The organism is Vibrio sp. S17_S38 (assembly GCF_014694375.1).
Lineage (GTDB): Bacteria > Pseudomonadota > Gammaproteobacteria > Enterobacterales > Vibrionaceae > Vibrio.
In genome coordinates this window covers 129,861-154,889 of sequence record NZ_JAAUWW010000006.1, presented here as the reverse complement: position 1 = coordinate 154,889, position 25,029 = coordinate 129,861, and the positions used below count along the sequence as shown (strand labels likewise).

At 38.7% G+C, this 25,029-nt stretch carries 24 protein-coding genes and 1 pseudogene; 13 read left to right on the top strand and 12 right to left on the bottom strand.

What is annotated here, in order from left to right:
- Positions 1-17: 17 nt before the first annotated feature.
- On the bottom strand, positions 18-710 hold the full coding sequence (locus tag HC725_RS06885; protein WP_190331082.1) for a pseudouridine synthase: 693 nt from the start codon (positions 708-710) through the stop codon (positions 18-20).
- A 243-nt stretch (positions 711-953) separates the two neighbouring features.
- Between HC725_RS06885 and HC725_RS06880 the strand changes: the two genes are divergently transcribed.
- Entirely contained in the window at positions 954-3,197 is a 2,244-nt protein-coding gene (locus HC725_RS06880; protein ID WP_190331081.1) for an NADP-dependent isocitrate dehydrogenase, read from the top strand.
- A 115-nt stretch (positions 3,198-3,312) separates the two neighbouring features.
- A complete protein-coding gene (locus HC725_RS06875) occupies positions 3,313-3,909 on the top strand; it encodes an HD-GYP domain-containing protein (protein ID WP_190331080.1) in 597 nt (198 codons plus the stop codon).
- A 65-nt stretch (positions 3,910-3,974) separates the two neighbouring features.
- On the opposite strand, the pseudogene cspD reads toward HC725_RS06875, so the two are convergent.
- A pseudogene (gene cspD / locus HC725_RS06870) lies at positions 3,975-4,192 on the bottom strand (cold shock domain-containing protein CspD).
- Between the two features lie 370 nt (positions 4,193-4,562).
- On the opposite strand from cspD, the gene clpS reads away from it, so the two are divergent.
- Both clpS and clpA read left to right on the top strand, forming a co-directional pair.
- Entirely contained in the window at positions 4,563-4,883 is a 321-nt protein-coding gene (gene clpS / locus HC725_RS06865; RefSeq protein ID WP_190331079.1) for an ATP-dependent Clp protease adapter ClpS, read from the top strand.
- 77 nt (positions 4,884-4,960) lie between these two features.
- Entirely contained in the window at positions 4,961-7,228 is a 2,268-nt protein-coding gene (gene clpA, locus HC725_RS06860) for an ATP-dependent Clp protease ATP-binding subunit ClpA (protein ID WP_190331078.1), read from the top strand.
- A gap of 164 nt (positions 7,229-7,392) precedes the next feature.
- On the opposite strand, the gene infA is transcribed toward clpA, so the two are convergent.
- The 3 genes from infA to aat all read right to left on the bottom strand — a co-directional run bounded on the left by infA (position 7,393) and on the right by aat (position 9,144).
- Entirely contained in the window at positions 7,393-7,611 is a 219-nt protein-coding gene (gene infA / locus HC725_RS06855) for a translation initiation factor IF-1 (RefSeq protein WP_005600159.1), read from the bottom strand.
- Positions 7,612-7,727: 116 nt separating this feature from the next.
- Positions 7,728-8,420 (bottom strand): arginyltransferase, encoded by a 693-nt coding sequence (locus tag HC725_RS06850; protein WP_190331077.1) that lies wholly within the window; start codon positions 8,418-8,420, stop codon positions 7,728-7,730.
- Positions 8,421-8,433: 13 nt separating this feature from the next.
- Positions 8,434-9,144, bottom strand: coding sequence for a leucyl/phenylalanyl-tRNA--protein transferase (gene aat, locus HC725_RS06845; RefSeq protein WP_190331076.1), 711 nt, complete (start codon positions 9,142-9,144; stop codon positions 8,434-8,436).
- A 145-nt stretch (positions 9,145-9,289) separates the two neighbouring features.
- On the opposite strand from aat, the gene aroA reads away from it, so the two are divergent.
- The 7 genes from aroA to pyrF all read left to right on the top strand — a co-directional run bounded on the left by aroA (position 9,290) and on the right by pyrF (position 16,106).
- Positions 9,290-10,573 (top strand): 3-phosphoshikimate 1-carboxyvinyltransferase, encoded by a 1,284-nt coding sequence (aroA, locus tag HC725_RS06840; RefSeq protein WP_190331075.1) that lies wholly within the window; start codon positions 9,290-9,292, stop codon positions 10,571-10,573.
- Positions 10,574-10,741: 168 nt separating this feature from the next.
- Positions 10,742-11,422, top strand: a complete 681-nt coding sequence (gene cmk, locus HC725_RS06835) for a (d)CMP kinase (RefSeq protein ID WP_190331074.1) — start codon at positions 10,742-10,744, stop codon at positions 11,420-11,422.
- Positions 11,423-11,590: 168 nt separating this feature from the next.
- On the top strand, positions 11,591-13,261 hold the full coding sequence (rpsA, locus tag HC725_RS06830; RefSeq protein WP_190331073.1) for a 30S ribosomal protein S1: 1,671 nt from the start codon (positions 11,591-11,593) through the stop codon (positions 13,259-13,261).
- Positions 13,262-13,333: 72 nt separating this feature from the next.
- Positions 13,334-13,618: an integration host factor subunit beta gene (locus HC725_RS06825; protein WP_190331072.1), complete on the top strand. Its 285-nt coding sequence runs from the start codon at positions 13,334-13,336 to the stop codon at positions 13,616-13,618.
- Positions 13,619-13,818: 200 nt separating this feature from the next.
- Positions 13,819-14,106 (top strand): LapA family protein, encoded by a 288-nt coding sequence (locus HC725_RS06820; protein WP_190331071.1) that lies wholly within the window; start codon positions 13,819-13,821, stop codon positions 14,104-14,106.
- A gap of 12 nt (positions 14,107-14,118) precedes the next feature.
- On the top strand, positions 14,119-15,288 hold the full coding sequence (gene lapB / locus HC725_RS06815) for a lipopolysaccharide assembly protein LapB (protein ID WP_190331070.1): 1,170 nt from the start codon (positions 14,119-14,121) through the stop codon (positions 15,286-15,288).
- A gap of 122 nt (positions 15,289-15,410) precedes the next feature.
- On the top strand, positions 15,411-16,106 hold the full coding sequence (gene pyrF / locus HC725_RS06810; protein ID WP_190331069.1) for an orotidine-5'-phosphate decarboxylase: 696 nt from the start codon (positions 15,411-15,413) through the stop codon (positions 16,104-16,106).
- A 73-nt stretch (positions 16,107-16,179) separates the two neighbouring features.
- On the opposite strand, the gene HC725_RS06805 is transcribed toward pyrF, so the two are convergent.
- Positions 16,180-16,599 (bottom strand): VOC family protein, encoded by a 420-nt coding sequence (locus HC725_RS06805; protein ID WP_342365931.1) that lies wholly within the window; start codon positions 16,597-16,599, stop codon positions 16,180-16,182.
- A 143-nt stretch (positions 16,600-16,742) separates the two neighbouring features.
- Between HC725_RS06805 and HC725_RS06800 the strand changes: the two genes are divergently transcribed.
- Positions 16,743-17,549, top strand: coding sequence for an alpha/beta fold hydrolase (locus tag HC725_RS06800; protein WP_190331068.1), 807 nt, complete (start codon positions 16,743-16,745; stop codon positions 17,547-17,549).
- Here HC725_RS06800 and HC725_RS06795 read toward each other — a convergent pair.
- The 6 genes from HC725_RS06795 to elyC form a co-directional block, all read right to left on the bottom strand.
- A complete protein-coding gene (locus HC725_RS06795) occupies positions 17,546-18,160 on the bottom strand; it encodes a CDP-alcohol phosphatidyltransferase family protein (protein ID WP_190331067.1) in 615 nt (204 codons plus the stop codon). The genes HC725_RS06800 and HC725_RS06795 overlap by 4 nt on opposite strands.
- Positions 18,153-18,809 (bottom strand): ATP-binding cassette domain-containing protein, encoded by a 657-nt coding sequence (locus HC725_RS06790; protein WP_190331066.1) that lies wholly within the window; start codon positions 18,807-18,809, stop codon positions 18,153-18,155. Before HC725_RS06790 ends, HC725_RS06795 begins: the two co-directional genes overlap by 8 nt.
- Positions 18,806-20,545 (bottom strand): ABC transporter permease, encoded by a 1,740-nt coding sequence (locus HC725_RS06785; RefSeq protein WP_190331065.1) that lies wholly within the window; start codon positions 20,543-20,545, stop codon positions 18,806-18,808. Before HC725_RS06785 ends, HC725_RS06790 begins: the two co-directional genes overlap by 4 nt.
- Positions 20,546-20,585: 40 nt before the next feature.
- Positions 20,586-21,743 carry an ABC transporter substrate-binding protein gene (locus HC725_RS06780; RefSeq protein ID WP_190331064.1) on the bottom strand — a complete coding sequence of 386 codons (1,158 nt, stop codon included), beginning with the start codon at positions 21,741-21,743 and terminating at the stop codon, positions 20,586-20,588.
- A gap of 136 nt (positions 21,744-21,879) precedes the next feature.
- On the bottom strand, positions 21,880-22,884 hold the full coding sequence (purR, locus tag HC725_RS06775; RefSeq protein ID WP_190331063.1) for an HTH-type transcriptional repressor PurR: 1,005 nt from the start codon (positions 22,882-22,884) through the stop codon (positions 21,880-21,882).
- A 378-nt stretch (positions 22,885-23,262) separates the two neighbouring features.
- Positions 23,263-24,057, bottom strand: coding sequence for an envelope biogenesis factor ElyC (elyC, locus tag HC725_RS06770; protein WP_190331062.1), 795 nt, complete (start codon positions 24,055-24,057; stop codon positions 23,263-23,265).
- A gap of 112 nt (positions 24,058-24,169) precedes the next feature.
- On the opposite strand from elyC, the gene cmoM reads away from it, so the two are divergent.
- Positions 24,170-24,955 carry a tRNA uridine 5-oxyacetic acid(34) methyltransferase CmoM gene (gene cmoM / locus HC725_RS06765; RefSeq protein ID WP_190331061.1) on the top strand — a complete coding sequence of 262 codons (786 nt, stop codon included), beginning with the start codon at positions 24,170-24,172 and terminating at the stop codon, positions 24,953-24,955.
- The last annotated feature ends 74 nt before the right edge of the window (positions 24,956-25,029 follow it).

The following is a 25,029-nucleotide window of genomic DNA, read 5'->3' as shown; positions in this document are numbered from 1 at the left end:
CAGAAACTCATCTGTGGTTACACCTTTCTTGCTAGTGATAAAACGTGATATTTACCAGGCTGTAAATCGCCTAAATCCCATTCCCCAATCGAACACCGAATCAGTCTAAGTGTCGGAAAACCTATGTTGGCCGTCATGCGGCGAACTTGACGGTTTCTTCCTTCGATAATCGTAATACAGAGCCACGTTGTTGGAATAGCGGCGCGAAAACGAACGGGTGGGTTTCTTTCTTCAATATCTGGTTTTGATATTAATTCAACTTTGGCAGGTAAGGTCATTCCATCTTTGAGTTCAACGCCTTGACGAAGTTTATCTAGATCTAATTCACTTGGTACACCTTCAACTTGCACCCAATAGGTCTTAGGGGATTTAGATTGTGGTTGCGTGATCTTGGCTTGTAATACGCCATCATTGGTCAGCACCATTAAACCTTCACTATCGCGATCTAATCTACCAGCAGCGTAAACTTCCTTTATATCAATAAAATCAGCTAATGTTTTACGTCCGTTACCATCCGTAAATTGGCTTAGTGTGTCATACGGTTTGTTAAATAACAGCACAATGCGTTCTGATTTTGAGATTTTTTTTGGTTTTATTTCTTGATGTTTGTAGCTTAGATTTTTATTTATAGAACCCTTTTTAAACTTAGATTGTGTTTTAAACGAACTTGAGGTTTTTGATTTGTTTGATGTTCGAGAAAGGGCTGTCATGTTAAGTACCTTGCAAAAATGTAAACAAACTGGGTGAGTAAGTTTTAAAAATCTCAGATTTGATCTAGTATGGAGCGCACTGAAAATGAAGATTGTACAGATAATAGATGCAGAAACGAATTTTGTTTAATTTAATATGTTCTATTATCGGTAAAAACCGGGGGGAGGGGTAAACCCATCTCTTCTACAGTCACGCAGCCAACTCCCAACATTTCGGCTGTTCGAACTCTATAGGGAAATTCAATGTCTACAACTAATACTAATCAAAAGCAGCCTACTATTATTTATACCATTACGGATGAAGCCCCAGCTTTGGCGACACATTCATTATTGCCAATTATCCGAGCTTTTACTGCTTCTTCAAATATCGCTATTGATACCCGCGACATTTCATTAGCTGGTCGAATCATCGCAAATTTTCCTGAATATTTAACTGAAGAACAACGTATTGGTGATGCACTAACTGAGTTAGGCGAATTAGCTAATACACCAGAAGCTAATATTATTAAATTGCCAAATATTTCAGCTTCTATTCCGCAATTGCGTGCAGCAATTAAAGAGTTACAAGCGAAAGGTTATGCGCTTCCAAATTATCCTGATGAACCAAAAACAGATGAAGAACGTTTAATTCAAGACACTTATGGAAAGATTAAAGGCAGCGCAGTAAATCCAGTATTGCGTGAAGGTAACTCTGATCGTCGAGCGCCACTTTCTGTTAAAAATTACGCTAAGAAAAACCCACATTCTATGGGGGGTTGGGATAAAAACTCAACTTCTCATGTAGCAAGTATGGGAAACAATGATTTTTATGGTAGCGAAAAATCAACCACAATTGTTGGAGCAACTTCTGTACGTATTGAACATGTGGATGCAGCAGGAAGTATTGAAGTACTGAAATCTGAATTTGCTTTAAAAGATAAAGAAATTATTGATGCTGCTGTGTTAAATAAATCAGCGCTGGTTGAGTTTTTTGAGAAAGAAATTACGGCTGCAAAAGAGCAGGGAATTTTGCTTTCATTGCATCTAAAAGCCACCATGATGAAAGTATCGGATCCTGTTATTTTTGGCCATGCTGTAAAGGTATATTATAAAGATGTTTTTGCTAAATACGGCAGCTTGTTTGAAGAGTTAGGCGTTGATGTAAATAATGGTCTTGGTGATGTTTATAGCAAAATAGAATCATTGCCAGCGGACCAAAAACAAGAAATTGAGCAAGCGATTCAAGCGGTGTATGCAACTCGCCCAGCGTTAGCGATGGTTGATTCAGACCGCGGTATCACGAACCTGCATGTTCCAAGTGATGTGATTGTAGATGCATCAATGCCAGCAATGCTTCGTTCATCTGGTAAAATGTGGAACAACGATGGCCAATTGCAAGACACTAAAGCGATGATCCCAGACCGTTCATATGCAGGTGTTTATCAATCCGTTATTGATTTCTGTAAGTTACATGGCGCATTTGATCCAACGACAATGGGAAGTGTACCCAACGTTGGTTTAATGGCTCAAAAAGCAGAAGAGTACGGTTCACATGATAAAACGTTCGTGGCGAAAAAAGCCGGTGTTGTTCGTGTTATTGATGCAAACAATAAAGTCTTACTTGAGCAAGATGTTCAAGAAGGTGATATTTTCCGTATGTGCCAAGTTAAAGATGCTCCAATTTTAGATTGGGTAAAACTTGCTGTAACACGTGCTAAAGCAACTGGCGTTCCTGCGGTGTTCTGGCTAGATGAAAACCGTGCGCATGATGCAGAACTTATCAAAAAAGTGAATGCCTATTTACCAACATTTGATATCAATGGTCTTGAGATTAAGATCCTTGATCCAGTAGCCGCGACTAATTACTCACTTGAGAGAATTAAAGAAGGGTTAGATACCATATCGGTTACTGGTAACGTATTGCGTGATTACTTAACCGATTTATTCCCAATTCTGGAACTTGGTACATCAGCGAAAATGCTATCAATTGTACCGCTTATGAATGGTGGTGGCTTATTTGAAACAGGTGCTGGTGGTTCTGCGCCTAAACACGTTCAACAAGTTGAAAAAGAGAACCACCTACGCTGGGATTCATTAGGTGAATTTTTAGCTTTAGCAGCGTCTTTAGAGCATTTAAGTACGGTAACGGGTAACACTAAAGCAAAAGTTTTAGCTGATGCTCTGGATAAAGCAACGGGACAGTTCCTTGATGAGAACAAATCACCTTCACGTAAAGTCGGTGAGCTTGATAACCGTGGTAGTCACTTTTACCTAGCGTCTTTCTGGGCGAAAGCATTATCTGAACAATCAGTAGATGCTGAATTAGCAAAAGAGTTCTCTTCGATTGCAGCTGAGCTTGCACAAAAAGAATCGACTATTGTTGCTGAATTGAACGGTGCTCAAGGGGCTCCTGGTGATTTGGGTGGCTATTATTTTGTTGATGATGCGAAAGTATCTGGACTGATGAGAGCAAGTGAAACCTTAAATAGCATTATTGATAATATTTAATAGAATCAACTAATATTGATCAAATATACAAGCGGCTTATAATGAGCCGCTTTTTTTATGATTTTAAATATGTTACTAAGTGTTATCTGTTCACGTCTTTATCAATTGATTTATTATGTCTCAACCTTTGTATCTAGATTTTGACTCTCCTATCTATATTAATCATATTCAAAATACAGCGTGCTATACCTCTATTTTAGTTGCTGAGTTGGCGAAAAGCGTTCCGTCTATTACTGACGAATTTCAGCAGGCCGTCATACTTGGTGCGAAGTGGCATGATATAGGTAAGAAATTTATTCCTAAATCGATATTGTCTAGTCCTAATAAATTGAATAGGCATCAATTTCTTCTGATGAAAAAACATCCGGAGCTTGGATTGACTTATTTCAATCAGGTACCGCATGAATGCGACGATAAAACTGCCGAGATAGTTCGCGATATTATTTTATACCATCATGAAAAATATGATGGTAGCGGTTATCCTTTAGGATTATCAGAGAATGATATTCCTCTCGCTGCTAGAATTGTCACTATTGCCGATGTGTTTGAAGCATTGACAACGAGTAATAGAACTTACAGAGAGGCTAATAGCTTTGATAACGTAAAGCAGCATATTATTGATGAGCGAGGTAAGTCGTTTGATCCTACGATTGTTGATGCCTTTTTAAACTCGGCAGCACAATGGCAACAACAATTGAAAGACTTTAGTTAAATAATAAAAAAGCGACTCAAATGTCGCTCTTAATGGTGATCAATCTTGTATAGGATGTTTAAAAGTTATTTACTTTGATCATCGACAGGCATAACTAAGCTTGCATGAGAGCCTTTAGGTCCTTTTTCAACTTCGTAGGATACTTGTTGTCCTGCTTTTAATGTACGGTATCCATCCATCTTAATTGTTGAATAGTGGGCAAAGATATCCCTTCTTCGCCTTCCGGGCAGATAAATCCAAATCCCTTGGCATTGTTAAACCATTTAACTGTTCCTGTAGCCATGCTGTACGTCCCTCATGCTTGTTACGATGACAACGGTTAATTTTTTAACCCCTCAGAACACAATTTAGCCAATCACAAGCAACAGTCAATAGTTTTGAGTGATAATTGCCCTGACAATAACAAAATACGAGATATATATTTAACTTTTCATTAACTATTGAGCTTGTGGTTATAATCAAAACGTATAGATAGAATGAATGCTTAGGTGTTTTTTTGAGCGAAATGACAGCAATGTTTTGTGAATAGCAATCTTTTATTTGCAGGGATACAATTGGTGCATTAGTCTCTAAATTAGAAGACGATTTGATTAGCTTATGATGAAACCATTATGGGTAAGATGTCGAAGTGGTAAATAAAGTAGAATTTTATAATGAGTAATAAATATCAATGGTCTTCACCAGATTTTGACCTTCTGGAAATTGAAAAAACGAAGGTAAAACCACCGGCGATGTATCACGTAATTCTGAATAACGATGATTATACTCCGATGGATTTTGTGATTGAAATTTTGAATCGATTTTTCTCCATGGATTTGGAGAGTGCGACACAAGTGATGTTGAAAGTACATTTTGATGGTAAGGCAATTTGTGGCACTTTTACTGCTGAGGTTGCAGAAACAAAAGTTATGCAAGTTTCTATGCATGCTAGACAAAATGAACATCCTTTGTTGTGTACTATGGAACAGGTGTAAACAACCTGGCTAAGACTTGACTTGATAGATCCTATATAGAGTCTAAATAAAGTAAGTTGTTCTTTGGGGAGGTAGCTATGCTAAATAAAGAATTAGAAACAAGCTTGAACACTGCATTTGTAAGAGCAAGACAAAAGCGCCATGAGTTTATGACGGTGGAACATCTTCTACTGGCTTTACTCGATAACCCATCAGCCAATGAAGCTTTATCTGCATGCCAAGCCGATATTGAAATATTACGCCAAGAACTTGATGTTTTTATCGATCAAACTACACCTTTAATTATTGAAGCTGATGAAGAGCGTGAAACTCAGCCAACACTCAGTTTTCAACGCGTGTTGCAACGAGCCGTTTTCCATGTTCAATCATCTGGTCGTAGTGAAGTGGCAGGAGCCAATGTCCTAGTTGCTATTTTTAGTGAACAAGAATCGCATGCGGCTTATTTACTGAAAAAAAATGATATTAGTCGCTTAGATATTGTTAATTTTATTTCTCACGGAATAAGAAAAGTTGATGATGATGTGAGTTCAAATTCGAGCGGTGCTTTTAATGAAGAGCAAGCACCAGAGAGCAATTCGGATGAACGCCTTGATAATTTTGCAACTAACTTAAATGAAATTGCGAAAAAAGGTCAAATAGATCCTCTTATTGGCCGTGATTCAGAACTTGAAAGAACAATTCAAGTTTTGTGTCGTCGTCGCAAAAATAATCCATTGCTTGTTGGTGAGGCTGGAGTCGGTAAAACGGCAATTGCTGAAGGGCTAGCTTGGCGGATAGTTGAAGGCCAAGTGCCTGACATTATTAAAGACAGCGTTATTTATTCATTAGATATAGGCTCATTACTTGCTGGCACGAAATATCGTGGTGATTTTGAAAAGCGGTTTAAGACCATTTTAAAGCAGCTGGAAAAAGAAAAAGATACCATTTTATTTATTGATGAAATTCATACCATTATAGGGGCTGGTGCCGCATCTGGTGGGCAGGTTGATGCTGCTAACCTAATTAAACCATTATTGAGTAATGGTAAATTACGTTGTATCGGCTCAACTACATACCAAGAGTTTAATTCGATTTTTGAAAAAGAAAGGGCGCTTGCTCGTCGCTTCCAAAAGATCGATATATTGGAGCCTTCAATTGACGATACGACTAAAATTCTTATTGGTCTAAAGTCTAAATATGAAGAGCACCATGAAGTTCGTTTTACGAATAAAGCTTTGCGTGCAGCAGTTGAGCTTTCGGCTAAATATATAAATGAGCGTCATTTACCAGATAAAGCTATCGATGTGATGGATGAAGCAGGGGCTCGCTGTCGTTTAGCTCCTGCCAATAAGCGTAAAAAAACAGTGAACGTTGCAGATATTGAATCCATTGTTGCCAAAATGGCTCGGATACCGGAAAAGTCAGTATCTTCTTCAGATAAAGAAGTGCTATCAAAACTTGACCAACGGTTGAAAATGCTAGTGTTCGGACAAGATCCGGCTATTGATGTTCTATGTGAAGCGATCAAACTTACTCGAGCAGGGTTAGGGCATGAGCATAAGCCTGTCGGTTCATTCTTATTTGCAGGCCCTACAGGGGTGGGTAAAACGGAAGTAACAGTGCAGTTGTCTAAATTGATGGGTGTAGAGCTGTTACGTTTTGATATGTCTGAGTATGGTGAGCGTCATTCAGTTAGCCGTTTAATTGGTGCTCCTCCTGGTTATGTTGGTTATGATCAAGGTGGCTTATTAACGGATGCGGTGATTAAACACCCTCATTCAGTTGTATTACTTGATGAGATAGAAAAAGCTCATGGTGATATTTTCAATCTATTATTGCAGGTAATGGATAATGGTACTCTGACAGACAATAATGGCCGTAAAGCCGATTTCCGTAATGTTATATTAGTGATGACAACTAATGCTGGGGTGAAGGAAACAGAGCGTCAATCAATCGGTTTGATTCAACAAGATAATAGCCATGATGCGATGTCTGAGATTAAGAAAATATTTACGCCTGAATTTAGAAACCGCCTAGATAATATTATTTGGTTCAACAGTTTGAGCGAAGATATGATTCATCAAGTGGTGGATAAGTTTATTGTTGAACTACAGGCACAATTGGATGTGCGTGGTGTTTCAATGGAGGTGTCTGAAGCGGCTCGCCATTGGTTAGCTCATTTGGGGTACGATAAGAATATGGGTGCGCGCCCAATGGGACGTGTTATTCAAGATAAACTTAAAAAGCCACTTGCCAATGAGTTACTATTTGGTTCATTAGTTGATGGCGGAACAGTCAAAATTGGCTTGAAAGCGGGTGAGCTTGAGTTTATCTATTCAAATCAAGAAGAAGCTGTACACGGATAGTCAAGTTGGTCGTTATATTACGCGTAGCTTGAATTAAGGTTCAAGTTACGTTAAAAATCTGAGTATAGAAAATAGATATAAAAAACCGAAGCATATAGCTTCGGTTTTTTTATTAATTCAATCTGGTAACACATTAAGCTATCAAATTGTCATTGTAATAATGATTAACGAGCACGGAAGACGATACGACCTTTAGAGAGATCATAAGGCGTCATCTCTACAGTCACTTTGTCACCCGTAAGAATACGAATATAGTTTTTACGCATTTTACCCGAAATATGAGCCGTTACTACATGGCCATTTTCTAATTCAACACGGAACATGGTGTTTGGTAATGTATCAAGGACAGTGCCTTGCAGTTCAATTACGTCTTCTTTTGCCATTTAATCCTCTTACCGAAACTTGGCTTATTTTTAACTGCGAGAAATGCAGTTTAAATAGGGGGAATTACACTCAAGCACATTCAAAATAGAGCCTGAGATCAAAGTTGTTGCGTATTCTACCCTTGCCAACGTTGATTTACTAGCTTTTGATGGTGGTGAAAACGAACTTTGTAATTCATCGCTGGGCAATCATCTACTTGATAGCCTAAATAGAGCCATTGCTTTTGTTGTTTTTTACATTGTTCTATTTGCAATAAAATACATAGTGTCCCTAGCGATAGCGGGTGATCGGGCTGGAAAAATGTATAAAAGGCACTAAGACTATCTGAAAGAGTATCAGTTATTGCTACGGCAATTAATTTATCTTCCTGATAGACATGTAGAAATTGTATATCCATCCAGCTAGCGCGGGCGAACTGGTCAAAGGTATCTTTATTAGCAGGAAACATGCTGCCAGTACTATGTCGTTGATTAATATATTGCTCGTATAAATTAAACCAAAGTGGATCTAATTCAGTTTGAAAAGACCAACGTAATCCTGTTGATTTGTTCATGAGACGTTTTTGGCTTTTCGATAAACGAATGTCATTTACGGTGAGTCGTATTGACTGGCAAGCATTACATTCATCACAATGGGGTTTGTAAATCATATTCCCACTACGGCGAAATCCATTGGATAGAAACATCTCATAATGTTCAGGTGTGTGACAATCCTCATCCAGTACTACAGCAATTCGTTCTTGTTGGTCGGGTAAATAACTGCATGCATGGTTTTCTGTTAAGCCAATTCTGATTTTAGTGGTTGTCATAATGGTAGATAGCTTATTTATTTAAAGTGATAGTACACGGAGCAAATGCACCGCTTTTTATTGATTTAAACTTTAAGTGATCTAGCTGCTTAATGAATAAATTACGAGGGACAATTTTCACACCTAAGCTTAATAAATGTTCGTTTTCAAGTTGACAGTCAATAAGCTCTCCTTTTATAGAGTGAAAATATTCACATAAGTGCCAGAAGGCAATTTTAGATGCGTTCGATTCTAAAGAGAACATTGACTCCCCACAAAAAACACGGCCAATAGTTAATCCATATAAACCACCTACCAATTCAGAATCACGCCATACCTCGATAGAGTGGCAGTGTCCTAAGTCAGCTAAATTTTTATAAGCTTGTTTCATCTCTGATGTGATCCATGTTTCATCGGAAGAGCGAGTAGATGAGCATAATTCAATGATTTCTTTAGTGACGCTATTTAATGTCACTTTATAACCTGATTTTTTAAAGAATTTTTTTAAACTTTTAGATGGAGTAAATTCAGATGGTTTTAGTATTGCTCGGTGTGAAGGGCTCCACCATAAAATAGGATCCTCTTGAGAGAACCAAGGAAATATACCATGTTGATAAGCATTTAAGATCCGTTCTGGCGATAAGTCACCACCAAAGGCGAGTAATCCATCAGGATCATTTAAAGCTGTATCAACCGCTGGAAATGGGGTGATTGAACTTTCAATGTAAGGTAAATGGATGGTCATATTGTAAACTTTGGCTGGGGCATAAGTTGAAGATATTACAGCTATTAACATGAGAAAAATACACTTATACCGACAGGCTCTAGCCTTGAATGAATTTTTTAGTTAATCTGCCATTAATTTTGTATTTGTAAGGACGTTGTTACGCATGGAAACACTAACACTAAAGCCGATTAATAAAATATCAGGGGAAGTTAATTTACCCGGTTCAAAAAGCGTTTCAAATCGCGCTTTATTACTAGCGGCGCTTTCAAATGGTAAAACGCGCCTTACTAATTTACTCGACAGTGATGATATTCGCCATATGTTGAATGCTTTGTCATTGCTAGGTGTTCAGTATGAATTGTCTAAAAATAATACCGTCTGTGATATAGAAGGCTTAGGTGGTGCATTTATTTCCACAGAGCCACTCGAATTATTTTTAGGTAATGCTGGTACCGCAATGCGCCCATTGGCTGCAGCTTTATGTTTAGGTCAAGGTGAGTTTATTTTAACGGGCGAACCAAGAATGAAAGAACGCCCGATTGGTCACTTAGTCGATGCACTGAGAACCGCAGGCGCTGATATTCAATACCTCGAAGATGAAAATTATCCACCGTTAAAAATTACCGCAACAGGTTTAAAAGCAGGAACTGTTCGTATTGATGGTTCCATTTCAAGTCAATTCTTGACAGCATTTTTAATGTCAGCGCCACTTGCTGATGGTGAGATCCAAATTGAAATTGAAGGTGAGTTGGTTTCTAAACCTTATATCGATATTACGTTGGATATTATGGCGAAATTTGGTGTTCATGTTGAAAATAACAATTATCAAACGTTTGTGATCCCTGCAAATCAAGCTTACCAATCCCCGGGTGAATTCTTAGTGGAAGGTGATGCATCATCAGCATCGTATTTCCTTGCAGCAGCGGCGATTAAAGGCGGAGAAATTAAAGTTACCGGTATTGGCAAAAATAGTATTCAAGGTGATATCCAATTTGCTAACGCGCTTGAGCAGATGGGCGCAGAGGTAGAATGGGGCGACGATTATGTTTTATGCCGCCGTAAAGAGCTTAATGCTATTGATATGGACTTTAATCATATCCCAGACGCGGCTATGACCATTGCAACAACCGCATTATTTGCAAAAGGTACGACGGCTATTCGTAACGTTTATAATTGGCGAGTAAAAGAAACTGACCGATTGGCTGCGATGGCGACAGAATTACGTAAAGTAGGGGCTGAAGTTGAAGAAGGGCATGATTATATTATTATCACTCCACCTCAGGAACTTATCCATGCTTCAATTGATACTTATGATGACCATCGTATGGCAATGTGCTTTTCGTTAATTGCGTTGAGTGATACAGCAGTGACGATCAATGACCCTAAATGTACATCGAAAACATTTCCGACTTATTTTCAAAAATTTAACGAATTAAGCCTGCGTTAATGAAGGATTGCTGAACTTAGAGAGTCGTTAAATGTGAAGAGCTTTTTAGCAGAGGCTCTTTACTTTAGTTACAGTCTAATTAAATATGAAGTCTGTCTGATTTTTCGTTATAATTTGCATCTTATTAAGTTCATATATTTTTATTTTCCTATTACCCCGGAGATTTTTATGTTGTCTCAACATCCGGTTATTACTGTTGATGGTCCTAGCGGTGCAGGTAAAGGCACACTGTGCATGTTGCTTGCGAATAAACTCAATTTTCATCTTTTAGATTCAGGTGCTCTTTATCGAGTGCTGGCCCTCGCAGCCATCCACCATGGTGTTGATACGGAATCAGAAGATGCGCTAGTCCCTATAGCAACACACCTTGACGTACAATTTATTGCTGAAGGTGACTTAGTGAGAGTTGTTTTGGAAGGGGAGGATGTTTCAAAAGAGCTTCGTAAAGAAGAAACTGGAAATGCCGCATCCAAAATTGCACCTTTACCTCGAGTGAGAGAAGCACTATTACGTCGCCAGCGTTCTTTTAATGTAAAACCTGGCTTAGTTGCTGATGGTCGCGATATGGGAACCGTTGTTTTTCCTCAAGCAGAAGCTAAAATTTTCCTTGATGCGAGTGCTGAAGAAAGGGCCCAGAGACGCCTTAACCAGTTGCAACTTAAAGGGTTAAGTGGTAACTTTGACCAACTTTTGTGCGACATTCAAGAGCGTGATGACCGAGACCGCAATCGAGTGGTAGCGCCTTTACGTCCTGCGGATGACGCATTAGTGATTGATTCTACCTCACTTTCTATTGAACAAGTGGTAGAACAAGCGCTAAAATTTATAGAATCTAAACTCATTAAGTAGCTTTTAGCATAGAGTGGTTTTTATTTGAGTATTATCTCAATAGATACTGCTTTTAGTTAAATACTTGATGACAAGGACTGTCGGTCGCAAGGATGATGACTGGCTAATTTATCAACCCCATGCGGTAGGATACCCATGGACGTTTAATTAAATGAAGATCATATTATAATGACTGAATCTTTTGCTCAACTCTTTGAAGAGTCGCTAAACGAACTAGAATTCCGCCCAGGTACTATTGTAAAAGGTACTGTTGTTGCTATCGAGAACGGTTTTGTTCTTGTTGACGCAGGCCTTAAATCTGAATCTGCTATTCCAGCTGAACAATTCAAGAGCGCTACTGGCGAACTTGAAGTAGTAGTTGGTGATGAAGTAGATGTAGCACTTGATGCGGTTGAAGATGGCTTCGGTGAAACTCAACTTTCTCGTGAGAAAGCTAAGCGTCACGAAGCGTGGATCGTTCTTGAGAAAGCTTGTGAAGATGCTGAAACTGTTGTTGGTATCATCAATGGTAAAGTTAAAGGCGGTTTCACTGTTGAATTAAACGGTATCCGTGCTTTCCTTCCTGGTTCTCTAGTAGATGTTCGCCCAATTCGCGATACAACTCACTTAGAAAACAAAGAGCTAGAGTTCAAAGTAATCAAGCTTGATCAGAAACGTAACAACGTTGTTGTTTCTCGTCGTGCTGTTATCGAATCTGAAAACAGTGTTGAGCGTGACGAACTTCTTGAAACTCTACAAGAAGGTACTGAAGTTAAAGGTATCGTTAAGAACCTTACTGACTACGGTGCATTCGTTGATCTTGGCGGTGTAGACGGTCTACTTCACATCACAGATATGGCTTGGAAGCGTGTTAAGCACCCATCTGAAATCGTAAATGTAGGTGATGAGATCCTAGTTAAAGTTCTTAAGTTTGACCGTGAGCGCACTCGTGTTTCTCTAGGTCTTAAGCAACTTGGCGAAGATCCATGGGTAGCAATTTCTAAGCGTTACCCAGAAGGTCACAAACTGACTGGCCGTATCACTAACCTAACTGATTACGGTTGCTTCGTAGAAATCGAAGAAGGCGTTGAAGGTCTAGTACACGTTTCAGAAATGGATTGGACTAACAAAAACATTCACCCATCTAAAGTGGTTAATGTTGGCGACGAAGTTGAAGTTATGGTTCTTGAGATTGACGAAGAACGTCGTCGTATCTCTCTAGGCTTGAAACAATGTAAAGCTAACCCTTGGCAGACTTTTGCTGAAGCGCAAGCTAAAGGCGACAAAGTAACTGGTAAGATTAAGTCTATCACTGACTTTGGTATCTTCATCGGTCTTGACGGTGGTATCGATGGTCTAGTTCACCTATCTGACATTTCTTGGAATGCTCAAGGTGAAGAAGCTGTTCGTGACTACAAAAAAGGTGATGAAATTTCTGCAGTAGTTCTAGCAGTAGATGCTGATCGTGAGCGTATTTCTCTTGGCGTTAAGCAAATGGAAAACGACCCGTTCAATGCATATGTTGCAGATACTAAGAAAGGTACTCTTGTAAACGGTACTGTGACTGCAGTTGACGCAAAAGGTGCTACAATTGAACTAATTGAAGGTGTTGAAGGTTACATTCGTGCTTCTGAAGCAGCACGTGATCGTATCGAAGATGCATCTCTAGTGTTCAGTGTTGGTGATAGTGTTGAAGCGAAATTTACTGGTGTAGACCGTAAAAACCGCGTAATCAACCTATCTATCAAAGCGAAAGATGAAGCTGAAGAGCAAGAAGCAATGGCGACTGTAAACAAGGTTGATGAATCTTCGTTTGGTAACGCTATGGCTGACGCATTCAAGGCTGCTAAAGGCGAGTAATACTGCCTATAGAAGGGAGCCATTACGGCTCCCTTTTTTTGATAAAGTTAGAGTAGAATGAGGGAATCACCTATGACTAAGTCTGAATTAATTGAAAGGCTCTGTGCCGAGCAGACACACCTATCATCTAAAGAAATTGAAGATGCTGTAAAGGATATCCTTGAGCAGATGGCTAATAAATTAGAAGATGGTGATCGTATTGAAATCCGTGGTTTCGGAAGTTTTTCTCTACATTATCGAGAACCACGCGTAGGACGTAATCCTAAATCGGGCGAAAAAGTTGAACTAGAAGGCAAATGCGTTCCTCACTTTAAGCCTGGTAAAGAATTACGCGAGCGTGTAAACAGCAGTATTTAAGATTTTGAATAAGATTATTAAAGCGGCATACCAGTTTGGTTGCCGCTTTTTTGTTATTATTTACTCAACTTAAAACGAATAACATGACCAAAGTTAACCTTTCCAATAATATTTACGTGTTTCAAACGATTGGGAATGGAGTGTGGTTCCAATTTGCTGCATAATTACACCTATTGTCTGGATTTCTATGGGTTATGATTATGAAAGTGATAAAAATAATAATAGTGATTGCCTTGTTTCTCATTGCCCTAGCTCTAGGAGCTCAAAATCAAGAAATGGTAACATTTAACTATTTAATTGCTCAAAATCAATTACATCTATCGACATTACTTGGTGGCGTTTTTATTATTGCTTTTGGTCTTTCATGGTTAATTTTTGGTAGTTTGTATTTAAAGTCAAAGCTAACAATAGCTCGCTTAAGAAAACAATTAGCGAAAAGCCAAAAAACAATCACCACGTCCTCATCTATACCCGATATTAAAGGTTAGGTTTATTCGTTAATGCTAGAGCTACTTTTTCTATTATTACCCATTGCAGCTGCTTATGGCTGGTATATGGGGAATCGTAGTGCTCGACATGATAAGCAAGAACACTCTCATCAGATCTCTCGACAATACGTCAAAGGTCTTAACTTGCTGTTGTCTGAGCAATCAGATAAAGCGGTCGATCAGTTTATTGAATTACTTCAAATTGATGATGAAACAATTGATACCCATCTAGCGTTAGGGAATCTTTTTCGTCGTCGCGGAGAGGTTGATCGTGCTATTCGTATCCATGAGAACTTGATTTCTCGTGAAGGGCTGACTGTTGATCAAAAAAATCTTGCTCTACAACAATTAGCCAAAGATTATATGGTTTCAGGTTTTTTTGATCGAGCTGAAAAAATCTTCGAACAATTGGTCGAAGAGCCAGAGCACAAAGAACAAGCCTTACAACAACTTGTCACAATTTATCAACAAACTCGCGAATGGAATAAAGCCATTAAATATGGTGATGCATTAGTCGCGATGGGCAAGAAAAGAGTTCGCCAAGATTTAGCACATTTTTGGTGTGAGCTGGCGATGCATGAAATCAGTTTAACCAATACCTCAAAAGCCATTCTATATTTTAAACGAGCGTTGACAGAAGATCCCAAGTGCGTACGAGCAAATATTGCGTTAGGTAATCTTTACCTTGAAGTCGAAAATTATAATCAAACGATAAAATGTTTAGAGAAAGTTCTCGAACAAGATATCGATTTTACATCTGAAGTCTTGCCGACATTGTCGGATTGCTATTATCAACTTGATAATGAAGCCGGTATGTTGGAATTTCTTCGTAAATCGATAGAGAAAAAAGCAGGAGTATCTTCTGAGTTAATGCTTGCTCAAATGGTAGCAAAGCATGATGGAATAGGATCAGCACAGACTTTACTCACTAAACAATTAATCAAAAACCCAACCATGAAAGGCTTTTACCGCTTGATTGATTATCATATTGCGGAAGCCGAAGAAGGGCGAGCAAAAGATAGCTTAACCACGTTACAAGAAATGGTTGGGGTGCAAATGAAAGCAAAACCTCATTATCAATGTCGAAAATGTGGTTTTGCAACCCATGCTTTATATTGGCAGTGTCCTTCCTGTAAAGGCTGGGGCCTAATCAAACCAATTAGAGGTTTAGATGGTGAATAAGCTGAGCCTAGTTAGCTTTGTAAATGAAGATTAAACAGTGAAATAGTTGGCTGTTAATGGATTGATTTTCTTTTAGCGGCCAATTCTTTATCTATTATATGACGAGTAATGTAGGAGTTAAAATGTTAGACCCTAAAGTAATTGTAGCCCTAGACTATGAGAACCAAGTTGATGCCTTGGGCTTTGTCGATAATATTGATCCTGCGAGTTGTCGCTTGAAAGTAGGCAAAGAAATGTTCACTTTATTTGGCCCAGATTTTGTGCGTGCTTTGCATCAACGTGGCTTCTCTGTTTTTCTTGATTTAAAATTTCATGACATTCCTAATACTTGTTCAAAGGCTGTTAGAGCAGCAGCAGAATTAGGGGTATGGATGACAAACGTGCATGCTAGCGGTGGTGAACGTATGATGGCTGCTTCTCGTGAGATTTTAGAACCTTACGGCAAAGACCGCCCATTACTAATTGCAGTGACTGTACTGACAAGTATGGAACAAAACGATCTTGCTGGTATTGGATTGGATGTTAATCCTCAAAATCAAGTAAAGCGCTTAGCAAGATTAACTCAAAATAGTGGTTTAGATGGTGTTGTCTGTTCAGCTCAAGAATCGCAGGTATTGAAACAAGATTTAGGTAAGGAGTTTAAGCTTATCACTCCTGGCATTCGCCCAGCAGGAAGTGAAGCAGGGGATCAACGCCGGATTATGACACCTTATGATGCATTGCAAGCTGGTTCAGATTACTTGGTTATTGGTCGCCCAATTACACAATCGTTGAATCCAAATCAAGTGCTGATTGATATTAACGCCACGCTCAATTAATTCTATTATCTTCCTTTTTTATTTCTCGGTGGTAGGCATTATGGCTTCACACCGAGATTAATTGTACTCATTATTACAAGTCGTTATTCCTTTCAACCGGAATGTCACTCAGATATTCAACAAATTCGACCTCAAACCCTGCAGGATCGATGAAGTATACATTGCGACGAAATGGATTTTCAGCTCCTGGTTTTGCAATCATGTAACCTGCACTTTCTAAACGTTGTATTGTGGCCGTAAGATCAGTCATTACATATGCAAAATGCGCTAAACCTGTTTGATGACCACTTAAATCTCGATTTTCCCCCACACCATTATCACTGAGCGCGATATAATAATAGTCGTCACCAAAATGAAGCCAATGCCTTGGTTTTCCATTCCATTCGGCATCACCTTCACTACGGATCTTCCAATGTGGGAAGGCTGCTTGATAAAAATCCAGCATTGCGGGGACGTTGTTTACAACTAAATTGATATGCTCTAAATACATGATTTGTTCTTCCGTGTTAGTAAATATTGGGGCAAGCATAAATCCTCAAGTTAGCTTGAGGTAAAGGAATTATTTGCAAACATTTTGACGAAGTCGAATTGAGTTTAGGTGTGGTATACTTTGGGTTCAAATTTAAGAGGAAAACCATGAGCCAGAACGTTCTTTTTCACAAAGCTTATTCACATCCAACCAGTATAGAATGGGTGGTATTTGTGCATGGGGCGGGTGGGAGTTCATCAATATGGTTTAAACAACTTAAAGCTTATCGTGAGCATTTTAATGTTCTTTTAATTGATTTACGTGGTCATGGCCGCTCCAATAAATTGATTAAAGATATTATTTCTAAAAACTATTCTTTTAAAGATGTGACCTTGGATGTAATCCAAGTTCTAGATCATATGCAGATTAAATCTGCACATTTTGTCGCAATGTCTTTGGGAACTATTATTGTTCGTAATTTGGCGGAATTAGAGCCAGAGCGAGTTAACAGTATGGTTCTTGGAGGAGCAATAACCCGTCTTGATACCCGCTCTCAAGTGTTAGTCAAGCTTGGTGATGCTTGTAAACATTTTTTGCCCTACATGTGGTTATATCGTTTATTCGCTTATATTGTGATGCCCCAATCGAATCAAAAAGAATCTCGCCACTTATTTATTAATGAAGCTAAAAAATTGTGCCAAAAAGAGTTCAAACGTTGGTTTAAACTTTCTGCAGATGTAAATCCCATGATGCGTTACTTTCGAGAACGCGAACTGTCGATACCAACATTATATTTAATGGGGGAGATGGACTACATGTTTATCCACCCGGTTAAAGATATGGTAAATAAGCATAAATTAAGTTGGCTACATGAAATTCCAAATTGTGGTCATGTATGCAATATAGAAAAACCGCAAGAGTTCAATTTACATTCTATTGCTTTCATTAAAAAATATAGCCACCTTAACGTTTAATTATGGCTTTTCAATGTGTTAAATCCTGACCAAATCCGATTCGCTGTAGTGATAAAGCATAAAGTCGCAAATATCAGAGCATAAATGACAAAATGCTGTGGCCATAGACAGCAGATGATAAATAGAGCGATAGTTTCGGTGCCTTCCGTTATTCCTGCAATGTAATACAGCGATTTATTTTGATACGTCGGGTTTTCTATTCCTAATTTTGCCGCGACAGAAGCAAAAGCCAAAAAACTACTCCCGGTCCCTACAAACGACACAATAAGTAATGCACCTGCAATCGCATTTTGATCTGGGTTTGCAAGGATGAAGCCAAAAGGGACTAAAGCGTAAAAAAGGAAATCGAAGCTTATATCTAAAAAGCCACCAGCCTCAGTGATCTTGCTTTGTCTTGCAATCGCACCATCAAGACCATCACATATGCGATTGATAATAATAAAAACAAGCGAAAGAGTGTAATGTTCAAACCATAATGCTGGCACAGCTAATAGACCAATCATAAAGCCTATAATTGTTATTTGGTTAGCCGTAATTTTACATTGAATAAGCAGGTTAGCAGCTATCTCTAAAGGCTTTTTAATGTATGGAGTGATATGTTTATCAAGCATGATCAGGATCCTTTGAAAGCTGCGTCCAATCAATAATTGAGTTAGATGATGGTGCATCTGAAGGATCGTGAGTCACCATAAGGGTTGGGATTTGGGATTTTGTCAGCTGCTCAAATACCCAGTGGCGAAAGCTGGCACGCGATTGTGCATCTAACTGATTAAAAGGTTCATCTAGTAAGGCTGCTTTGGGTCTGGCTTGTAGCATACGCAGTAAACTGACCCGAGCTCGTTGACCACCTGATATTTGTTGGGGCATTGAATTGGCAAGTTGATCCAATTTAACTTCTTTCAAGCAAGATAAGGCCGTTTGTTTGCGATGTGCTTTTTTGACCGAATCTGGAAGCGCAATGGCAATGTTTTCCCAGATATTGAGATGAGGGAAAAGCATATCATTTTGAAATAATAACCCAACTTGCCTTTGGTGTGCGGGCAGTGAGGATATGTTTTTTCCGTCAAGAATGAATTGCCCTTGGCAGTTAAAATCAGATGTTAAGTGTCCCGCAATGGCATTTAGTAGTGTCGATTTCCCACAGCCACTTGGCCCCATAATGCTGATTATTTCTCCGGCTGGAATAGTTAAATTTAAATTTTGGCATAAGTCCATGCCGTCTTTACTTTGGATTGATATCCTATCTAACAATAAACTCATTTCGAACACCCTTTGGCTAAACGTTCTTGTGATTTTAATAAACCGGAAGAAGATACGGTGAAATTTCGATAGTAGCTACGCCATTTATTAGCCGAAAATGCTAAAGCAAAAAACAAGAATGGTAATATGGCCTGCCATAAAGCGTATAGCGCCATGATCCGACGATCATGTCCACTCGATAGGGTGACGGCTTCTGTCGTGAGTGTCGAAATACGCCCAGCTCCTAGCATTTGGGTTGGTAAATATTGAGCCAAGCTAACGCTAATCCCCACCGCCCACGCAAAAATAATGGCATTAAATAAAATGGGCATTTTCACTTTAAACCAAGTTTTTATAGGTGACAGACCTAAACTGTACGCGGTTTGTGTGAGTTTCGTTGAGAAGCTTTTCCAAGGCCCATCTAATGTCATATAAATATATGGAAAGGCAAAGAAGCAATGTGCCCAGAGAACCCAAAAATAATAAGGTGAATGATCAAGCCACAATGTCACTATTTGTATCCCAAAAAGTAAAGACAGTTGTGGGACTAACATTGGTAAGGCAATAATATACATGGGTAGAGAAAAACGATATTTGTGACGATATTCATGAGCAATAATGGCTAAGACCAATGCACAGAAGCTACTGATTAACGCAATATAAATACTGCTTAGTAAGGTTTGCTGTATATAAGGCCATTCACTGACCCAAAAGCGTAAACTCCAGCTTGAAGGCCAGAAATCAGGAAACGACCAACGTTGAGCAAAAGTCCAAATAAGCAATACTGGAATCGTGGTGAGACTTATAATTCCAATAATAGGAAATAATAGTTTAGCTAAAGGTGGGTGAGGCATTTTAGACAAATATGAGGATGTAGTTGAGGCTTTATTATTGCGACCTTTAATAAGCCAATTTCGTTGGTAACTTAAAAAATACCTTTCTAGTATCCATAATAATGCAATTAGCAGGCTGCATAGGATAAAGAGCACAAATGCACCAGCTGCTGCTCGAGGGAGTAAATTGAGATCGGGTTGATTAAACCATTGCCAAACCAATACTGCAAAAGTCGGTGGGTTGGTCGGGCCTATAATCCAACTAACATCGACGACAGATGCAGAGTAGGCTACCACGGCAAATAATGGAAAGCGTATATGTTTCCACCATTGAGGAAAAATAAAACGCCGCCATGCTTGAGCTGTTGAGTACTGCAAGCTATGTGCAATATGCAATGTTTGCTGGATATTAAGATTATTGAGAATTGGAATACTCATCAGTAATAGAAATGGCGTTTCTTTAATTGCAAGTGCAAGGGATAAACCAAGTGCATATTGATCGGGTACTGCGATCCAATAAAGATGGTATTGCTCAGGAATAATGGTACCAATGAGTCTTGCTAGCCAGCCTGTATTCGAAAATAAAAATAAAAAACCGATGGCAAAGGCGACATGAGGTAAAGCTAATAATGGTGCGAGTAATTTTTCTATCCGCTTCCAAGTTTTTGTTGCCCAATAAGTTTGCAATATACTAAAGCAAATTATTAAAGCCAGTAAGGTACTCAATAGGGCGCTAAATAATGACAAAGTTAATGATTGCCATACTCCTGGCCAGTTAAAAACCTGAAGAAAAGCATTGTTATTAAAACTATGGAGGTTTAATACTGGAATGTAGTTGAAAGCAGGCAACAGCATACCAAGTATGCCTGGTAATAGTGGGAATATGGCAATGAGTAAAACCAATAAATAACCAATTCTCAGCATGTTGTACTTACGCCTAAATTTTTCAGGGTAGCCAATCTAACTATTGACCATATCGATCTAACCAAGCCTTCTCTAGGGCGCTTTGCCAGCTAGGGTGAGGCTCATCGACTGATGGATATAATTGAGTTTTAGCTGCATTCCCTATAAGTTTTTGCGGTAAGAGTATAGATGGGTCTCCCCATGTATTGGGATTACCTTTATGAGATTGAGCCTCAGGACTGAGTAAAAAATTAATGACGACTAAAGCACCTTCTTTGTGGGAGGCATTCCAAGGTATTGCTAAGAAATGAATATTAGATAAAGCACCGGATTTCCATGCGTAGCTAGTGGTTGTTTTAGCTAATTTCCCTGATGCTTGAGCTGAGAAGACTTCATTTGGATTAAAAGTTATAGCGATATCGATTTGTCTATCATCTAGCATTTGAATAAGCTCGGGCTGGCTAAGAGGGAATTGTTTTCCTTGTTTCCACGCAACTTTGTGGAGTTGATCTAAATAGGCCCAAAGTGGTGCGGTTACAGCATCAAAATCAGCGTCATTAACGGGTTTGGTTAAGGCTTCTTTATCCTCTGTTAGTTCTAGAAGTATAGCTTTTAAAAAACTCGTACCATGAAATTGAGGGGGCTTGGGATACGTAATCTTACCTGGATGAGCTTGAGCATAAGCTAATAAAGCTTTCGCAGAGGTCGGTGGATTAGCGAGTGTTTTCTTGTCATAAATGAAGACTAATTGGCCGATCCCCCATGGTGCTTCTAAGCCAATAGTTGGCTCTGAAAAATCATTTTCGACGGGTAGATTTTTGTTTACAAACTTCCAGCTAGGTAAATCATGAACAAAGGGGCCAAATAGCAATTGGTTTTGCTTCATTGATTTGAAGTTTTCTCCATTTATCCAAACCATATCAACACTGCCAGATTGATTTTTATCAGCCGATTTTTCAGCAATTAATCGCGCAGTGGTTTCAGCAATATCGGTGACTTTTACATGATGAAGGTTTACGTTGTATTTTTGTTTTACTTGGTCACTTACCCAGCGCAAATAGTCATTAATTTCTTGACTGCCGCCCCAAGCATTAAAGTAAACATCTTGCCCTTTGGCTTTTTGCGTTATCGTTTTCCAATTTGATACATCGCTAGAGTGTGCCATTAACGATAATGCTGAGGAGAAAGCCAATAAGCATCCAAGTAAGAAGTGTTTCATAATCATCCTTGTATAATTTGAGGGGTATATGCAAGAGACCTTTAAAGAGTAGAAAAACATTCAACGTTTGTTATAAAGATTTAGATCTATATAGATAAAAAACCAGCGCATGCGCTGGTTAAAAAAGAATAGACTCTTAGTTGAGTTTTTTCACTGTTGATCGTTCTACTAACTCTGGAAACATTTCAAAAACTTGCTTGGCATGTTCTTTATCTTTGATGCGCTCAAGTAATATTTCTACTGCAGTTTTACCTACACGACGCTTAGGTTGGTGAATGGTTGTCAGTGGTGGAGAGAAGTAGGCAGATAAATCAATATTGTCGTAACCAATAATTGAAATGTCTTCAGGTATTTTAATCCCCTTTTCTTGTAAACGACTCATTAGACCTAGTGCCATAATGTCATTGAAACAAAAAACAGCGCTGGGTTTTTTTTCCATTGCTAAAATTTTATCTGCTGCGATCACAGCAGTATCACACTCAAAGTTTCCTTCAAGTAACCAATCCTCAGGCAGTGTCAAACCGGCTTCTGCTAGTGCACGTTTGCAACCAGCAATACGCTCTTTACAAGCCATTTTTTCAAAGTGTCCACTAAGGCAGGCAATATCGGTATGACCATTATTAATTAAATAGCGAGTGGCTAGGTAACCGCCTTCTTCTGAATTATCGATAATTTTATCAGCTTTTGATGTTTCAGGGCCCCAGTCCATAACCACTTTCGGAATGTCGGGGTGTCCATCTAGCATGATACGAAGTTCGTCATCTAAATCCGAACACATGACCAGTAACCCATCGACGCGCTTACCTGCGAGCATGCGAATATAATCACGTTGCTTTTCAACTAAACCGCCAGTGTTACATAAAATTAGAGTGTAGCCTTGGCGATAACAATAGCTTTCCACACCCTCAACAACTTCGGCAAAAAATGGATTGGTGGATTGAGTCACAAGCATACCGATGGTATTTGTCGTATTACATTTTAAACTACGAGCAACTGCACTTGGGGCATAATTTAGCTCAGTTACCGCCGCCATTACACGCTCTTGAGTGGCTTCTGCAACAAAGCGCGTTTTATTGATGACGTGTGAAACCGTCGTTGTGGACACTCCTGCGATACGTGCAACATCTTTAATGGTAGCCATAATGTTTTCCTTAGTGCCGACAGAAGTGGGCGAATCGATATTGAATTTGATAGGTGCCGATATATATTTTTGTAATATTTGGATTACAGGGATAGATGAATATAGATTCGGCCTAATAAGAAAAATTTAATTTCTTTAATAATCAATTGATTAATAAATTGATTTTATTTTTTGAAGCAGGGATTTTAGTCTTAATTTTTACCGCTGACAATCATCAATGTTCTTTTTCTTGTGATAAAGACACCAAAGAAAAATAAGAGTTTTGATAAGCACGGTATCGTTTGCGTTAATAAGAATAAGTGCAACTGAAATAATTATCATCAAGTTAAGGTTTTTATTATTTTAACTTGATGATAATTAACAATATGGTAAATGATTTTATAAGCTTGTTGGTTCTGATGGCGTGGGTTTATCGGTTAAACTATTACGGATTAATTGCCACCACAGGCCGAGTTGTTCATGCCAATAACGTTCGCTTTGCTCTAAGTATTTTGATTGTGGAGTGAAACGTTCCCATGCTTGATTGATATTATCTACAGCTAAATAATTAGTTGGTGCAGGGATAGGATCTAAATTAGCACTATGGAAGTCATTTAACGCACGTTGCATATGGCTGGCTGATGTTACTAGTACTAAACGCTTTGCTCCGACAAAACCCGCGGCTTGATGGGCTTCTTCCCATGTATCTTTAGCACTTTCTAATAAAATGATGTCAGGTTTAGCTATTCCTAAAGAAACTGCAATGTTAGCCATTAATCTCGCATTACTGATAGAAGAACCTGCAGAATAGCCGGATAAAATTAACTTAGCTCCAGGGTACATCCTTAAAATACGGATACCTTCTACAAGACGCATTAAGCCGTTGCGTGACAACTCTGAAGTGGGTGGGATTTGGTCATCCACCGTATGCCCACTGCCTAATACCATTACATAATCAATAGAACCTTCAACGGCTAGAAATGCCGTATATTGACGTTCAGTAGGTTTCAATAGGCTGGTAGAAATAGGTTGAAATGATAAAAGGAAAATGCCTAATAAAGAGATAAATGTAAAAATGCAGCCAGTACCACGCTTAGCGGTAAACATGATCAAAAATAGACCCAAAAACCCAATAATCAACAACGCAGGCAGCGGCATCATGAACGATGACACAATTTTTTTTAACTCAAACATGATGGATAGTCCGAAAAATAATCATTTAGTAAATAAAAGTCAGTAATTCCTTTATTCCTGTATCTGCTATGACAGAATACACGCAAAGTTCCGTTATCTTAAATTAAAAACAATGATAAAAGACCGAAATTTCGATGATATTGCGCATAAATTCGCCAAAAACATATATGGTTCAGAGAAAGGTGAAATTCGGCAGACCATTATTTGGCAAGATATGGAACAAATTTTAAGTAAATTAGATGCATCCTCAAAAAAACTAACTATTTTAGATGCTGGTGGCGGGCTAGCTCAAATATCACAAAGAGTCGCCCAGCGTGGTCATCAAGTTGTCTTATGCGATATTTCCAGCGAAATGCTAGAACTGGCAAAAGAAGACATCACAGCAAATAAAATCGCTCAACAATTTACCTTTATTCATTCGCCATTACAAAATTTAACTGCCCACTATGATCATCCCGTTGATTTAGTTTTATTCCATGCAGTGATGGAATGGCTAGAAAACCCGCAAGATGTTTTAAAAGTGGTTCTTGATAAAGTAAAGCCTGGTGGAATGGCCTCGGTGATGTTTTATAATCACCATGGACTAGTTTTGAAAAATGTAACTTGTGGTAATATCCCCCACATTTTACAAGGTATGCCACATCGTAAGCGATTTAAATTACAGCCGCCAAAAGGGCTTTATCCGCATGATGTATACCAGTGGATAGAAAGTGCAGGCTTTAAAATTGAAGGAAAATCAGGTATTCGCTGCTTTTCTGATTACATTGGTGGTCAGCAATATATGGGTGATTATCAATTTGAAGATATCGTGGCATTAGAACAACAATTATGTCGAACAGAACCTTATCTTTCATTAGGGCGTTATATTCATGTATGGGCACAAAAACCCTTAGCATGACTATCTGTTAGTTTGAGTACCCGTTAGTTGGAGTACCAAGGTGGAGTGAAATTTACCCTCTAATGATTATTAAG

Bases quoted from the DNA above. Each gene is read 5' to 3' on its own strand.
- HC725_RS06885 (WP_190331082.1), bottom strand. From the start codon at position 710: ATGACAGCCCTTTCTCGAACATCAAACAAATCAAAAACCTCAAGTTCG.
- HC725_RS06880 (WP_190331081.1), top strand. From the start codon at position 954: ATGTCTACAACTAATACTAATCAAAAGCAGCCTACTATTATTTATACC.
- HC725_RS06875 (WP_190331080.1), top strand. From the start codon at position 3,313: ATGTCTCAACCTTTGTATCTAGATTTTGACTCTCCTATCTATATTAAT.
- clpS (WP_190331079.1), top strand. From the start codon at position 4,563: ATGAGTAATAAATATCAATGGTCTTCACCAGATTTTGACCTTCTGGAA.
- clpA (WP_190331078.1), top strand. From the start codon at position 4,961: ATGCTAAATAAAGAATTAGAAACAAGCTTGAACACTGCATTTGTAAGA.
- infA (WP_005600159.1), bottom strand. From the start codon at position 7,611: ATGGCAAAAGAAGACGTAATTGAACTGCAAGGCACTGTCCTTGATACA.
- HC725_RS06850 (WP_190331077.1), bottom strand. From the start codon at position 8,420: ATGACAACCACTAAAATCAGAATTGGCTTAACAGAAAACCATGCATGC.
- aat (WP_190331076.1), bottom strand. From the start codon at position 9,144: ATGACCATCCATTTACCTTACATTGAAAGTTCAATCACCCCATTTCCA.
- aroA (WP_190331075.1), top strand. From the start codon at position 9,290: ATGGAAACACTAACACTAAAGCCGATTAATAAAATATCAGGGGAAGTT.
- cmk (WP_190331074.1), top strand. From the start codon at position 10,742: ATGTTGTCTCAACATCCGGTTATTACTGTTGATGGTCCTAGCGGTGCA.
- rpsA (WP_190331073.1), top strand. From the start codon at position 11,591: ATGACTGAATCTTTTGCTCAACTCTTTGAAGAGTCGCTAAACGAACTA.
- HC725_RS06825 (WP_190331072.1), top strand. From the start codon at position 13,334: ATGACTAAGTCTGAATTAATTGAAAGGCTCTGTGCCGAGCAGACACAC.
- HC725_RS06820 (WP_190331071.1), top strand. From the start codon at position 13,819: ATGAAAGTGATAAAAATAATAATAGTGATTGCCTTGTTTCTCATTGCC.
- lapB (WP_190331070.1), top strand. From the start codon at position 14,119: ATGCTAGAGCTACTTTTTCTATTATTACCCATTGCAGCTGCTTATGGC.
- pyrF (WP_190331069.1), top strand. From the start codon at position 15,411: ATGTTAGACCCTAAAGTAATTGTAGCCCTAGACTATGAGAACCAAGTT.
- HC725_RS06800 (WP_190331068.1), top strand. From the start codon at position 16,743: ATGAGCCAGAACGTTCTTTTTCACAAAGCTTATTCACATCCAACCAGT.
- HC725_RS06795 (WP_190331067.1), bottom strand. From the start codon at position 18,160: ATGCTTGATAAACATATCACTCCATACATTAAAAAGCCTTTAGAGATA.
- HC725_RS06790 (WP_190331066.1), bottom strand. From the start codon at position 18,809: ATGAGTTTATTGTTAGATAGGATATCAATCCAAAGTAAAGACGGCATG.
- HC725_RS06785 (WP_190331065.1), bottom strand. From the start codon at position 20,545: ATGCTGAGAATTGGTTATTTATTGGTTTTACTCATTGCCATATTCCCA.
- HC725_RS06780 (WP_190331064.1), bottom strand. From the start codon at position 21,743: ATGAAACACTTCTTACTTGGATGCTTATTGGCTTTCTCCTCAGCATTA.
- purR (WP_190331063.1), bottom strand. From the start codon at position 22,884: ATGGCTACCATTAAAGATGTTGCACGTATCGCAGGAGTGTCCACAACG.
- elyC (WP_190331062.1), bottom strand. From the start codon at position 24,057: ATGTTTGAGTTAAAAAAAATTGTGTCATCGTTCATGATGCCGCTGCCT.
- cmoM (WP_190331061.1), top strand. From the start codon at position 24,170: ATGATAAAAGACCGAAATTTCGATGATATTGCGCATAAATTCGCCAAA.